This is a genomic window from Flavobacterium tagetis (assembly GCF_016735615.1).
In the GTDB taxonomy this organism is placed as follows: domain Bacteria; phylum Bacteroidota; class Bacteroidia; order Flavobacteriales; family Flavobacteriaceae; genus Flavobacterium; species Flavobacterium tagetis.
Window position 1 is genome coordinate 449,894 of sequence record NZ_JAERSF010000003.1, and the last position, 15,255, is coordinate 465,148.

Consider the following 15,255-nt stretch of genomic DNA (forward strand, 5'->3'; position numbering starts at 1 on the left):
TTATTCATCACCAGAGTTTTCAATCGTAGGAATGGGCTCTTTTCTAATGCTCGTATTGAGATAGAAAAACAGTCTGATAGTATGGTTCATATCATACTGATATCCAGAATATTTTTGCTGATACACATTCATATACCCAAAATCGTAACTCCATTTTGGATTGATGCTCTTTCTTATTCCAATAAAAAAACGATTTTGATCAAAAGTATTATAAACTACTTCTTCGCCAAAATGTATTAGAATTTCATCTGAAAGCACCATTTGAGGCCATGATTTTTTATCAGAAATGGGAAAAGTAAAACTCATCAGATAACGAACTCTATTGGTAAAACGCCAATCGCCGCTAGATTTGTCATTGACTATTTTTTCCTGCCAGCGCTGTTCATTTCGCAAACGCTGCAAAATGCTCACATTTCCAAATTTTATGTTGAATTGTGCCTGCTGGTAAATCCTGTTTTCATCAGAAAAAGTACTCCAGTCCGGATTTGACGGAGCAAGCCACATGTGTGCATATCCGAGATTTAAGGAAATATTTGAATTTGGAATATAACTGAAACCTCCTCTTATGAAATAAAAACTCGGATCGGAAACAAAATCATTTCGTCTAATGTGAAAATCGCCAATTACAGCCCATTTATCTGCAAATCGAGTAACCGTATTGATGGAAACCCAAGTTTGAAGCTGTTGGTTAATTTCTTTTTTCTGAGTTTGTCCAAACACATTTAAAGAAAAAAGTAAAATCAATATTCCGACAAAATTGTTCTTCATAGAAAGCACGCTAGAAATTAATGAAAAAGTAAATTTCTTTTAAATCGGTAATAAGTAATGAATTGTTAAAGTAAAGATATTCTTTTTTAACGAGAAATTATGTCTTATATTTAAGTTTTAATTTGTTTTGTATCAGGCATTTATGTGTTTTAAATCAAAGATATTAAACACGTTAAACAAAATTTTTAATCAAATGATTAAAAATTTTGTTTAACGTGTTTGTAAAAAACTTAACTTTGCCTTTAAAAATATTAAATATGAGTGCTTCAGCATCTGAGAAAAAAGATTCTACTACAGAAGAAAAGATAAAAACAGCAGCCAAAACTGTTTTTTATAAAAAAGGTTTTGCAGCAACGCGAACAAGAGATATTGCTGAGGAAGCAGGTTTGAATCTTGCTTTGCTTAATTATTATTTTAGAAGCAAGGCTAAACTTTTTGAAATCATAATGGCAGAAACTTTTTCTGGTTTTATAGGAAGTATGAAAGTGATTTTGGATGATGAGAAAACTTCTTTGGAACAAAAAGTAATAACTATTGCCAAGCGATACATTGATTTTATCAGTGTAGAACCTGAAATTCCAACCTTTATTTTAACTGAAATTCGTAATAATCCAGAAGAACTTTTAAAAAAACTGCCCATTAAAGAAATCGTAAATGATTCTGTTTTTATTAAGCAATTTCAAGAAGCAATTCAAAATAAAGAAATAACAGAACCTAATCCGTTGCATTTTTTGATGAATCTGTTGGGGTTGGTCGTTTTTCCATTTATTGTCAAACCCATTATTATGGGAAGCAGAAATCTAGAAACAGAACAGTTTGATGCGTTAATGCAAGAGCGCAAGAAAAAAATTCCGATCTGGATCAATATGATGTTTAAAGCCTAATACTAACCTGAAGTTAATTTATACTGTAATGAGAAGGAAATTATACTTTAAATATATTGGAATCTTGTCCTTTATAACAGCACAGGCACAGACCTTGACAATTGATCAAAGTTATCAGTTGGCTGTTGAGAATTATCCTTTAATAAAACAATATGAACTTATTGAAAAAAGTAAAGAATATACTTTGAGTAATGCCAATAAAGCATATTTGCCACAAATAAGTCTAACCGCAATTGAAGGATATGTTTTTGGAGATTTTCCAACCTTGGGAAGTTCAGGAAGCGACAGCAAATTTAAATTTATTGGTCTCGGGCAAGTCAATCAGACGATTTGGGATGGAGGAGCTACGAAAACACAGAAAAAGATTATTGAGGCATCTTCAAACACAGATAAAGCTTCTGTAGAAGTCTCACTTTACGATTTACGTTCTCGCGTAAATCAGCTTTATTTCGGCGTATTGCTTATTGACGAGCAATTGAAGCAGCTTCAAATTCAAAATGCCATTATTGCCAATAATATTGATAAGGTTAAAAAACTTCACGAAAATGGTTTGGTATACAAAACGGATGTTGATGAAATGAAAGCTGAACAGCTTAATCTCAGCAGACAGAAAAAAGATTTTGAGTATACTAAGAAAGGTTATCAAACCATGCTTTCTTATTTGATTGGTAAAAACATCAGTCAAGAAAAATTTGGGAAACCTTTCAATTCTTCTAGTCTTGACACCATTATCAAACGTCCTGAACAATTGCTTTTTGCCAGCCAGCGAAATCTGGTAAACGCACAATCCGAAATGCAGAAAGTTAGTCTTATGCCTAAAGTTGGATTACTTGGCGCAGGCGTAGTTTTGGCGCCGGGAATTAATTTGGGAGCCAATAAAATTTCTACGGTTGGAGTGGCTGGAGTAAGTGTCGGGTGGGATATAAAAGGTTTGTACAAAAATTCAAATGAAAAACAGCTGACACAGCAGAATTTGAAAAAAATAGAAGTTCAGAAAGAGACATTTTTATTTAATACAAGATTTCAAATGAATCAAAAAACGGCTGATATTGAACGACAGAAAGCCATTTTGAAAGATGATGATGAAATTGTAAAACTTCGTCAGACTATTCGCGAAGGATATCAGCTGAAATATGACACTGGCGCTGGCCCGCTGATAGATTTATTGAATGCAACTGAAAAAGAAGGAAATGCACGTGCAGAAAAAGCATTGCATGAAATTCAGTTGCTTATGGCAGAATACGAGTATCAAACAATCAAAGGAAATTAATACTATACACTATGAAAAAGATAAAGCTTTTATATTTTCTTATTCCAGCAATATTCATGTTCTCATGCAATAATAAAGAAAATGATTTTGATGCTTCGGGGTCTTTTGAAGCTGTTGAAACCATTCTGTCAGCAGAAGCAAATGGTCAGATTTTACAATTGAATGTAGAAGAAGGCCAGCAATTAGAAGCAGGACAAAAAGTAGGTTTTATAGACAGTACGCAGCTTGCTATTAATAAAATGCAATTGCGTCAGAACGAAAAAGCAATTCTGAGCGGAAGGCCGCAGATACAAATACAGACTGAAAGTTTAAAAAGACAGCTTGACAACGCCGTTTTAGATCGTAATAGAACTGAAAAATTGGTAAAAGGCGGAGTCGCTTCTCAAAAACAATTGGATGATATAAATTCTAAAGTTGCCGCTTTACAGGCTCAGATTAAAGCTCAAAAAAGTTCGTTGGAAACCACAACTGAAAATTTAACTCAGCAGGGAAATACAGTTGGAGTTCAGTTAAAAGGAATTGAAGATCAATTGAATAAAAGTATGATTGTTAATCCGATTAAAGGAACGGTCTTGACAAAATATGCAGAACAATATGAAATGGCAGTAATTGGAAAACCGCTTTATAAAATCGCTAATCTTGAAACACTTGATTTGAGAGCCTATATTACAGGAACCCAATTGCCACAAATTAAAATTGGGCAGCAGGTTAAAGTGCGTATAGATGAAGGCGAGAAGAAATACAAAGAATATCAAGGAACAATTGCTTGGATTTCAGATAAATCAGAGTTTTCTCCAAAAACAATTCCGACCAAAGATGAAAGAGCCAATTTGGTTTACGCCATAAAAGTAAGGGTGAAAAATGATGGTTATCTGAAAATTGGTATGTACGGAGAAGTACTTTGGTCAAAATAAAACAATAGTTTATGCCTTCAGTTACATTAAAAAATATTACTAAAAAGTATGGTGATTTTGTCGCTGTAGATGAGGTGTCTTTTGAAGTGCAGAAAGGAGAACTTTTTGGATTAATTGGTCCCGATGGCGCTGGAAAAACTTCCATTTTCAGAATCTTAACGACATTGCTTCTTGCCGATGGCGGAACAGCTTCTGTTGAAGGGCATGATGTTGTAAATGGATTTCAGGAAATTAGAAATAAAGTTGGCTATATGCCTGGAAAATTCTCCTTGTATCAGGACTTGACAGTAAAAGAAAATCTCGAGTTTTTTGCCACTATTTTTGGAACTACAATCGAGGAGAATTATGAATTGATCAAAGATATTTACGATCAGATAAAACCTTTTAACGACAGACGTGCTGGAAAACTTTCTGGAGGAATGAAACAGAAACTGGCTTTATGCTGCGCACTGATTCATAAACCCGAGATTTTATTTTTGGACGAACCTACAACCGGTGTCGATGTGGTTTCTCGAAGTGAATTTTGGGAAATGCTGGCAAAACTTAAAAAGCAAAATATCACAATCGTAGTTTCGACTCCTTACATGGATGAAGCAAAATTATGTGACCGAATTGCTCTAATCCAAAACGGAAAAATAATGAGTGTTGATGAACCGCAGGAAATTATAAACCGTTTTCCTAAAATGCTTTTTGCCGTAAAAGCAAAGAATATTTATAAGCTTTTACAAAATCTTAGAACCGAAAAAGAGGTGGAGAACTGTGATGCATTTGGAGAATTTCTTCATTTAACATTAGTCTCAGAACAACCAGATGTAGAGAAAGTAAAAGCGATTGCACAAAAATACAATCCCGAAGATTTAGAAGTAAAAAAAATAGAACCTACAATCGAAGACAGTTTTATTCGTCTAATGCGGGAACAAAACCATTTCAATGAACCAAAAGAAATGCTGAATGGAAAATAAAGCTATAATTTGTAAAGACCTAACGAAACAGTTTGGTGATTTCAAAGCGGTTGACAAAATTAGCTTTGAAGTGAGCGAAGGCGAAATTTTTGGTTTTTTGGGAGCTAATGGAGCAGGAAAAACAACAGCCATGCGAATTCTCTGCGGACTTTCTTTTCCTACTTCTGGAGAAGCCAGTGTAGCAGGTTTTGATGTGTATAGACAGCAGGAAAAAATTAAAAAGAATATTGGTTATATGAGTCAGAAGTTTTCGCTGTATGACAATCTGACTATTTTGGAAAATATTGAATTTTTTGCGGGAGTTTATGGCGTTTTCAGACCTGAAATAAAAGAAAGAAGCAAGGATTTAGTTTCGGCTTTAGGTTTGGAGAAAGAAGCTAAAAAATTGGTTGGCGGTTTGCCTTTGGGTTGGAAACAGAAATTGGCTTTTTCTGTTGCCGTATTTCATCGTCCAAAAATTGTTTTTCTGGACGAACCTACAGGCGGTGTAGATCCGATAACGAGAAGACAGTTTTGGGAAATGATTTACCAAGCGGCAGCCGACGGAATTACAGTTTTTGTCACTACACATTATATGGACGAAGCTGAATATTGTGACCGAATAAGCATTATGGTTGACGGGCGCGTAGCTGCAATAGATTCTCCGACAGCCTTAAAAAAGCGCTTTAATGCGGTTTCTATGGATGAGGTTTTTTATGAACTGGCAAGAAATGCCCAAAGAACATCAGATTAGTATGAAAAGATTATTGGCTTTTATTCGAAAAGAATTTTATCATGTTTTTAGAGATCAAAGAACACTTTTGATTCTCTTTGGGCTTCCTGTTGTGCAGATTATTCTTTTTGGTTTTGCTTTGAGCAGTGAAGTCAAGAATATCGGGATCGCCATTCAGGATAATTCGCACGATATTCATACTGAAAAAATGATACAAAAGATACAGTCCAGTTCTTATTTTCATGTAGAAAATCCAATCTTGAATTACACTGATGTTGAGAACAGATTTAAAGACGGAAGCATAAAATGCGCAGTCATTTTTCCGTCCAATTTTGGTTCTGATATTCAACGTCTTGGAGGAGCAAAAATTCAGGTAATTGCAGATGCATCAGATCCTAATACAGCGACAATAGTTACCAATTATTTGAACGCGATTATTAGAGATTATCAGCAGGAATTAAATCCGACAACGAAGTTAAATTATCAAATAGTTCCAGAATTGAGACAGCTTTATAATGAACAGCAGAACGGTTCGCTTAACTTTATTCCCGGCGTAATTGCCTTGATTTTTATGATTGTAAGTACAGCTTTGACTTCGGTTTCTGTTGTGCGTGAAAAAGAATTGGGAACGATGGAAATTTTGCTTGTATCGCCTTTCAAACCCATCATGGTTTTAATCGCAAAAGCAATTCCGTATTTAGTGCTTTCCATAATTAATTTTGTTATTATTATATTTCTTTCAGTATATCTGCTAGATGTCGAGATTAAAGGAAGTTTTCTGCTTCTTTTTGCCGAAAGTATTTTGTTTATCATTACTTGTCTTTCTCTAGGTTTGCTTATTTCAAATGTAACCGATTCACAACAGACTGCTATGTTAATATCCATGATGGGAATGATGCTTCCGACTTTACTGCTTACAGGATTTATGTTTCCGTTAGAAAATATGCCTTGGATATTTCAAGCTATTTCTCATTTAATTCCATCCCATTATTATTATATCATTGTAAAAGCTGTAATGCTCAAAGGTTTAGGCTTTTCTTATATCTGGAAGGAAACTTTAATACTTGTTGTAATGACGATTCTTCTGCTGACGATTTCTTTGAAAAAATTTAAAATTAGATTGTCATGAAAGTGCTGGGTTTTATATTACAGAAAGAATTTCGCCAGATATTTCGAGACAAAACGATATTGGCTATGATGTTTTTTGTTCCGATTTTTCAGCTCATTATTTTGCCTTTAGCGGCTAATTTTGAAGTGAAAAGCGTAAATATTGTTTATGTCGATCACGATCATAGTTCGTATTCGCAAAAACTAATTAATAAAATTGGTTCTTCTGGATATTTCCATATTGTTGGAGCTCCAGCTTCTTATTTAGAAGGCTTGAAATTTATTGAAAGAGCAGATGCTGACTTAATTCTAGAAATTCCTTCTGGGTTTGAACGCAATTTGGTAAGAGAAGGCAGTCAGAAAGTAAATATTGCGGCAGACGCCATTAACGGAACCAAATCGAATATTGGAAATGCTTATCTCAATGTTGTGCTGGCAGATTTTAGTAATGATTTGGATATACGATTTAAACTAACGCCACAATCGGCTTCAGCAGCACCTTCATTAATTACTTTGACAAGCACAAATTGGTACAATCCAAGAGCGGAATATAAATATTATATGGTTCCAGGTATTTTGGTTTTATTGCTCACTTTGATCGGAGGATTTATTACAGCATTGAATATTGTAAAAGAAAAAGAAATAGGAACAATCGAACAGATTAATGTAACGCCAATTCAAAAATGGCAGTTCATTCTCGGCAAACTTATTCCGTTTTGGATTGTCGGAATGACTGTATTTACAGTTGGCCTTATTGTAATGTATCTGATTTACGGAATATATCCTTTGGGAAGTTTTGCAGTGCTATATCTTTTTGCAGGAGTTTATCTAACCGCCTTATTAGGATTAGGACTTTTGATTTCGACATTTGCTGATACGCAATTGCAAGCCATGTTTATTGCTTTTTTCTTTATGATGATTTTTATGCTGATGAGCGGTTTCTTTACTAGTACCGACAGCATGCCGAATTGGGCAAGAACCATTTCAGAATTTACTCCTGTAACTCATTTTATAAAAGTAGTCCGGCTTATTGTTCTAAAAGGAAGCGGTCTGCAAGAAGTTGGAAGAGAGCTTTTATACTTATTAATTTTTGCTGTTGTTTTGAATTCATTGGCGATTTATAATTATAGAAAAACGAGTTAAATGAATTTTAAGACTTTTTTATCAATAGTAAGGTCTTCTTTGGCAAGAAATGTTATAGAAAAACATTGAAAAATAATATCTTTTGATTTTAATTTATAAGAAAAAAATGGTAAATTTTTAACGTATGTGCTTGTTTGTTAGTGTTTTATATTTTTCTGTTTGCATGTTGTTGTATTGCAGTACGGGAAACCGTATTTAAACCATAATTTAAAAGACTACTTTTGCTTTTTTAACATGGAAATAATTATATCTTATGTCCCCAAATAAGTTTATTTTTTTCTTTTTATTATTCATATCGGTATCCTATTCACAGACTAAACGTGCTGTTGTAATGGTCAATGCCAGAGCGCAAAAAGATAAAATTTTAATTCGCTGGGCTGTTAATTCTGCAGCAGAATGGCAGAAAGCAAATAAAAAAGGGTTTATAATTACCAGGAGTACGATCTTGCGTGATGGTAATGTGTTACCTAATCCAGAAAAAATACTTCTTACTTCTAAACCATTAACTCCCGAACCATTAGATTCTTGGCTTGACTTTGTTCAGAAAGACAATAATGCGGCCATTATTGCACAATCTATTTATGGCGATAGTTTTGAAGTGACAGATGCAAAAGAAGGCGATTTAGCCAAAATAGTAAATATGGCTGACGAGCTGGATCAGCGTTATACTTTTGCTTTATATGCTGCAGACATGAGCTTCGAGGGTGCTCTAAAAGCTGGTTGGGGCTATGTTGATACCAATGTAAAACCGAATGAAGTTTATGCTTATCAAGTAAAGGTATTTGAAAGTCCTCAGGTAAAAGAATCCTCTTACATGATTGGTCTAAAAGATTATACCGCTCTGCCTGCCCCAACAGATTTTATAGCGATTCCAGATGATAGAAAAGTATTGCTTTCTTGGGATTATGAAACCTTCAAAAGAATTTATACCTCGTATATGGTAGAGAAATCTTCGGATGGAATCAATTATACGCCAATATCAGGTACAGCGCTTGTTAACTTAAACGATAAAGACGAAAATCCAGCGAAAAACATGTATTATGTTGATACGCTGAGTGTAAATGACAAAATTTATCATTATAGATTATATGGTATAACTTCGTTTGGCGAAAAAGGAGAATATACCAAACCTATTACAGCGACGGGTGTTGCCGCTATAGTAACTCCTGCAAGATTGGTCGATTATGCTATTATAAATTCTAATGAAGTTAATCTTGAGTGGGATTATCCAAAAGAATCTGAAGGTTTCATTCAAGGTTATGAAATTAATTTAGCAAATAATGATAAAGGACCTTATAAGGTTGTTTCTAAACTTATTCCGCCATCTCAAAGAAAACTTAATTTTAAGGAGAATTTATATCCATCCAACTATTTTACAATTTCTGTTGTTGGAAAAAACAATCAGAGATTAACTTCTCAAAGCATGCTTGTGCAGCCTGTCGATTCTATACCGCCAGCCAAACCAATTGGTTTAGAAGGAGTAATTGATAGTCTTGGAACGGTACGGCTAAAATGGAAACCAAATCTAGAAAAAGATTTACGCGGATATCGAATTTTAAAAGCAAACACCGAAGGTGAGGAGTTTGTAGATATTTATCATCAATCTTATATCGGTACAGAGTATAAAGACAGCGTGAGCTTAAAAATGACCAACAGCAAAGTCTATTATAGAATTGCCGCAGAAGACATGCGTTTTAATGTTTCTGAGCCTTCTGATATTTTAATTTTAGATAAACCCGATAAAATTCCTCCCGCTGCTCCAATTTTCAAGGATTACGATAATAAAGACGGTAAAGTACATTTGAAATGGATACGAAGCTATAGCGAAGATGTTGTTGCTCACAGTTTAAGAAGAAGAGAAAAAGGTCAGGAAAAATGGCTAGAAATTAAACAAATCAACGATACTATTCAGGAATTTACAGATGATAGGGTTGAGAATAGAAAGACTTATCAATATGCCATTTTAGCTAAAGATAAAAGCAATCTTTGGTCATCACTAGATCATTCTACCATAACCGTTAATGTGCTAAACTTTACGCCTGTAAAGGTTATTACATTTTTGCAGGGAACTGCAGATAGAGAAAATAAAAAAATAGTACTTTCTTGGGATTATACAAAAAATAAAGGCAAAGTTTTAGGACTTAGCATTTATAAAAATGAAAAAGGAATTCCTCCAACTTTATGGAAGGAATTGAATGGAAATATTTTCACTTTAGAAGATAAAAACCTAAGTATTAATAAAGAATACGAATACCACTTAGTACCAAATCTAGAAAGTGACAGTCCTGCAAAAGCAGAGACTTTAACGGTTATTTATTAAGCCTATGAAGAAATTTTACTTATTTGTTATTTTATTGGTTTCAGGATTTGGGTTTGCTCAGGTAAATTTGACCGGAAATGCTTCGTATGCATTAAAAATTAGTGGCGAGGTAGGTGCAGATGGAAGCTCCTGTGGAAATAATGTTACAAGAGGTTTGCAATGGATCGCTTCGAATGATATAAATAATAAAGCAAAAACAATCGTTCAGGGAACAGCCTCATATCCTGATAACGGACACGGACTAACTGCACAGAAATTTGATCCTGCTATTGTTTATTTTACAGATACTGATAAAATAAAAGAACTCTTTGTTGGAACTACAAAAAGGGATCGAGGGACTAGTGGATGTAAAGATGTGCAATATAGTACTGCTACTATTCCTGTTACCACAGATAATTTTAGTCAAAATTTCGTTTTTTCTGATTTAGCTTTGAATCAATCAGGAAATGTTCAAGTAGATGTATATCCTATAATTAACTTAATAAATCCTGATACGAATAACAATATATTAGGAACTGAAACTTCAATAGTAATTCCACAAATAAAGGGTATAGATCCAAAATACTTTAATTGGATGTATCATATAGATGGAGATCAAAAGAAAATTAAAGTAGGGCCTATTACACTTTTGATAGATGTTTGGAGAAGTTTACCTGATGAATATCAAGGAAAAAATTCACTAGATATAAAATGCAAAGAATTTCTAGACGTTTCAGCAATAGGGAAAAAGATTTGGTTAAGAGCAAATACTACTGGAACTACTGTTGAGTTTCTTTGTGCTAAATCTGCACCATATATTGATGCGGTTGATGATGCCCAGACAAGTTGTTTTAATGGAAAAGACGCTCGAGCAATAATGAAGTTTAGTTCAAAATTAATAGAGGGTGAGACTTTAAGAATTACGGTTTTACAAGTAACTGCTGCTGGAGAACCAATGAATGAGGTTTTTTCTATGGATCCTGATCAATCGATTACTATTGGAGATGATTTATTGTTTGAAATTCCTCGTGATTTAAAAGAGGGACATTATCGAGTATCATTAATTGGTTGGTATAAAGAACCAAATAAACCTGGAGCAAATACTTATGTAATGGATCCAAACCATCAAAAAGTGTTCACAATAACTTCTCCAACTGCTGTTGATTTTTCTGCGACCAAAAAGAATGATGTTAATTGTTATAACGGTAATGATGGAGCTATTAACGTTGAAGCTTCTGGGGGTATTGACAAAGGTATTTATCAATATTCTACAAATGCGGGTGTAAGTTGGAACAGCTTCACAAATGGTGATAAAACGACAATTGAAGGCCTAGTAAAAGGAAAGTATGTTGTAAGAGTCAGAAAATTGAGGAATGATAAAGATACTGTAGGATGTTTGGCTCTAACCCCTAAAGAAGAAGTAAAAGAAATACCTGTAGAAATTGAACAGCCTGAAAGTCCGTTAGCATTGTCAGGTGATGTTTCTCAAAAGGATCCGACTTTTAAAGGAGCTCAAGATGGAACTATTATAGCTTCAATAAAAGGGGGGAGTCCAATAGGTGGAAATAAGTATTCTTATGAATGGAGAAATGAAAAAGGTGATTTGATAGATGCAGGTAAGTCAAAAGGGAGTTTTTTTGATGGCATTTATACAATTACATTAAGCGGTGTTCCTGAAGGGACGTATACTTTGAAAGTGACAGACAAATTTAGTTGTGAATTAACACTAAAAGATATTGCTGTTTTAGACGATCCTGAGCCAATTGAAATTATACTGAAAGTTAAACAGAATATTTTTTGTAATTCAGCAAATTTAGGCGAAGAAGGATTTGAAAATAAGACTCTAGCGGCCAACGGAAGTTTAGTAGCTTTAGTTAAAGGTGGAAAAACATTAAAAGCAACAGACAATAAAGGCCTGCCATATTATTTTTATTGGAAAAAGCAAGTTTCTAAGGATGTTTGGGAGGACTTGGAAGTAAATGATTCAATAATAAAAGATCTTCCTAAAGGAACTTATTCTATAAATGTAGAAGATGCTAATAGAATAATGCATGGCACTTACACTTTAACAGAGCAGACTCCAATAGCAGTTGAGACTACAATCATTGAGCCTGATCCAATGGAAGTTATATTTGACTCAACAGATGTTTCTTGTTTTGAAGGTACAAATGGTTGGGCTAAAGCATCTATTAAGAATGGAAAATCTACCTATGCTTACACTTGGTATGGCCCTGATCATAATGCTGTAGAGGGAGACGAAATAAAAAATTTGGCTGCAGGAACTTATTATGTTGATGTTATTGATAAGGTAAAAGGCTGTTTTGTAAAAGATAGTGTTAAAATAACGCAACCTCTTAAACAAGTAATGATTAGTTATTCAACCATAAAAACTCCTACTTTTTCAGGTGCAAGCGACGGAAAACTTGTGGTAAAGATTTCAGGAGGAACAGTATTTGGCCCGACAGAAAATAATGGCAAATTGTATAATTACGAATGGATAAATAATGCGGGAGATATTCAAAATGTAACTGCAGTAGTAGAAAATGGAGTATATATCATCACTTTAGATAATGCACCGGCAGATACATATTTTTTGACAGTAACAGATAAAAATTACAATAACGCTAGTGGACAAATTGTTAATTGTTCTGTAGTGAAATCTGAAATGAAATTGACAGAACCAGATCCTTTGAAAGTGGTTTTTGAAATCGTTCAGACTATTTCTTGTAACGCCAAAAATGATTACGGAAAAGAGACAGATGCAAACCCAAATGACGGGCAGCGTGATGAATCTCAAGATGGAATTTTAAAGGCGCATGTAACAGGAGGAACTCCGCTTGAATTAGAAAAGAATAATGGACTTCCATATTTTTTTCATTGGAAAAAGCAGCAAGATAATGGAACTTGGAGAGATTTAGGAGTACAAAATCCAGTACTATCAAATCTTTCTTATGGAAATTACGCACTGAATGTCGAAGATAGAAATGGTGTTATTTTAGGTACTTATACAGCAGGAAAATGGATTGCAAAAGACTCTATTCAGTTTATGGATCAGCCTCCTGTGTTAACTGTTGAAATTGAAAAAGGAGATGTTTTTTGCAATGGAGGTAATGATGGCTGGGCAACTGCAACCGCAAAAGGAGGAAGTGGGGGATATACTTACGTATGGTCTAATGAAGTTGAATCGGATAAAAATACGATCTTAAAAACAGGGACTTATTCGGTAATAGCAACAGATGCGAAAGGATGTACGGCCTATGCTGAGGTTTTTATTGATGAACCTAAAAAACCGCTTGCTATTAATTACAAAGAAGTTTTTAATCCGACCTTCTATAAAGCAACAAATGGAAGAATTGTAGTTGAAGTGACTGGAGGAAAAATATCTAAAGATAACGATTATTGGTTTGAATGGAAAAATAGCAAAGGTATAGTGCAAACTGCGGCAACGACTAGTTTTGCGAATGATATTTATACCATTTCCTTATTAGGACTTCCAGAAGAAACGTATACTCTAACGGTTCGTGATGCCAATTACAATTTGGCAACAAATAAAGCAAGCTGTACAGTAGCAAATGCTGTGACAGAATTAGAAGATCCAGATCCGCTTGAGGTTACTTTTGAGATAATTCGTGATATTTCATGTAATGTAAGCAATGAATTTGGAAATGAAATTGATGCTAGTCCGCGAGATAACCAAAGAGATGAATCTCAAGACGGTATTTTAAAAGCACATGTTACAGGGGGGATTCAGCTTTCAGCAGAAAAAAATAATAGGTTGCCATATTTCTATACTTGGAAGAAAAAGCAAAATGACGGTTCATGGGCTGTTTGGAATAATACAGGTGACACGGCAGAATATCTTTCAGAAGGAACGTATGCACTAAACATTGAGGACGCCAATGGAATAAAATTAGGAACTTATGTAAATAACGTTTTAGTTAAAGAAATTGATGCAGAGAAGTATATACCACAGCCAGATCAGTTGAAATTGAGCTTTACCAAGTTTGATGTGGGCTGTACAACTGGCGATGATGGTTGGGCAGAAGCACATGTAACAGGAGGGACTTCACCTTATACGTATCAATGGACAAACGGAGAAACAACTCCAAAAATAGAAAACATTACAACCAACAATTATTTTGTAATGGTAACAGATGCAAAAGGATGTGTGGTTCAAGGTAGCATTTTTGTGGGGGATCCTAACGGAATATTAACTACAGAAACAGTAAAAAATCCGATTTGCTATAAAGGAAACGACGGATCGATTGAACTTAATGTAACCGGTGGTAATTTGCCTTATTCTTATTTATGGAATACAGGAGCAGTTACTAAAGATTTGAATAATCTTTCTGCTGGAAATTATGAAGTTACGATTACCTGTCCAGATTGTTGCGTTTACAAAAAGAGATTTGTTTTAAAAGATCCAGAACCTGTTATTGTTAATGTTGGTCCAGATAGAACTTTATGCATTGATCAAAGTTTAGATTTAGATGCTACGATTAAAGATTCGCAGGCAAAATACAGTTGGACATCTACCAATGGATTCACTTCAAATGAAGCAAAAATTAATGTGTCGAAAGCGGGAACTTACCATGTAAAAGTGACAACGGCTTTAGGATGTATTGGTGAAGATGAAATTGTAATTAAAACAAGCCAAATGGCAATTAGTGCAGAATTTTTATTGAGTTCTCAAGCTTATTTAGACGAGGAAGTAATTTTGGTTAATACGAGTAATCCTTTTGGAGAAAGTACAGACTGGGTTATTCCAAACGGAGTAAAAGTGGTAGAACAAAAGGAAAAATATATCACATTAAAGTTTGATGCGATTGGTGTCTATTCGATTGGTTTAAAACAAACACAGGGTGAATGTTACGCAGTATATACCAAAAATATAATGGTAGAAAAACGCGGGGCATTGCCAAACACTGAAACAGCATCCCAATTTATTATAGATTTTATTGTAACCCCAAATCCGAGCAATGGTAATTTTAAAGCAATTGTAAATTTAGAAAACAATAGTGCCATAAATTTAAGATTGTTCTCGTCTTCTGGACAAAATACTATGATTCAAAAGCAAGAATCAGGAAAGAAAAAATATGAGATAGATTTTAATACATCATTACAATCTGGTATTTATATAGTCGTATTAGAAACGGGACAGCAAACATTGGTTAAAAAAATTATCATCAATTAAAA

Annotated in this window: 10 protein-coding genes; 9 read left to right on the plus strand and 1 reads right to left on the minus strand. The window is 34.2% G+C overall.

The window, feature by feature from the left end; genetic code table 11:
- Positions 1 to 768 (minus strand): DUF2490 domain-containing protein, encoded by a 768-nt coding sequence (locus JI750_RS16085; RefSeq protein WP_202004198.1) that lies wholly within the window; start codon positions 766 to 768, stop codon positions 1 to 3.
- Positions 769 to 1,025: 257 nt separating this feature from the next.
- Here JI750_RS16085 and JI750_RS16090 point away from each other — a divergent pair, with 257 nt between their 5' ends.
- The 9 genes from JI750_RS16090 to JI750_RS16130 all read left to right on the plus strand — a co-directional run bounded on the left by JI750_RS16090 (position 1,026) and on the right by JI750_RS16130 (position 15,253).
- Complete coding sequence (locus JI750_RS16090) at positions 1,026 to 1,652, plus strand: TetR/AcrR family transcriptional regulator (RefSeq protein ID WP_202004201.1); 627 nt, start codon at positions 1,026 to 1,028, stop codon at positions 1,650 to 1,652.
- Positions 1,653 to 1,680: 28 nt separating this feature from the next.
- Positions 1,681 to 2,922, plus strand: a complete 1,242-nt coding sequence (locus JI750_RS16095; RefSeq protein WP_202004204.1) for a TolC family protein — start codon at positions 1,681 to 1,683, stop codon at positions 2,920 to 2,922.
- Positions 2,923 to 2,933: 11 nt separating this feature from the next.
- A complete protein-coding gene (locus JI750_RS16100; RefSeq protein ID WP_202004207.1) occupies positions 2,934 to 3,836 on the plus strand; it encodes an HlyD family secretion protein in 903 nt (300 codons plus the stop codon).
- An 11-nt stretch (positions 3,837 to 3,847) separates the two neighbouring features.
- A complete protein-coding gene (locus tag JI750_RS16105) occupies positions 3,848 to 4,798 on the plus strand; it encodes an ABC transporter ATP-binding protein (protein WP_202004209.1) in 951 nt (316 codons plus the stop codon).
- The gene (locus tag JI750_RS16110) at positions 4,788 to 5,531 is read left to right on the plus strand and encodes an ABC transporter ATP-binding protein (RefSeq protein WP_202004212.1); all 744 of its coding nucleotides are present in this window, start codon (positions 4,788 to 4,790) and stop codon (positions 5,529 to 5,531) included. Before JI750_RS16105 ends, JI750_RS16110 begins: the two co-directional genes overlap by 11 nt.
- Position 5,532: 1 nt before the next feature.
- On the plus strand, positions 5,533 to 6,639 hold the full coding sequence (locus JI750_RS16115; protein ID WP_202005209.1) for an ABC transporter permease: 1,107 nt from the start codon (positions 5,533 to 5,535) through the stop codon (positions 6,637 to 6,639).
- The gene (locus tag JI750_RS16120) at positions 6,636 to 7,760 is read left to right on the plus strand and encodes an ABC transporter permease (protein WP_202004215.1); all 1,125 of its coding nucleotides are present in this window, start codon (positions 6,636 to 6,638) and stop codon (positions 7,758 to 7,760) included. The genes JI750_RS16115 and JI750_RS16120 overlap by 4 nt, the downstream gene beginning before the upstream one ends.
- Before the next feature lie 331 nt (positions 7,761 to 8,091).
- Positions 8,092 to 10,080, plus strand: coding sequence for a fibronectin type III domain-containing protein (locus JI750_RS16125; protein ID WP_202004218.1), 1,989 nt, complete (start codon positions 8,092 to 8,094; stop codon positions 10,078 to 10,080).
- A gap of 4 nt (positions 10,081 to 10,084) precedes the next feature.
- Positions 10,085 to 15,253 carry a T9SS type A sorting domain-containing protein gene (locus JI750_RS16130; protein ID WP_202004221.1) on the plus strand — a complete coding sequence of 1,723 codons (5,169 nt, stop codon included), beginning with the start codon at positions 10,085 to 10,087 and terminating at the stop codon, positions 15,251 to 15,253.
- Positions 15,254 to 15,255 lie beyond the last annotated feature (2 nt).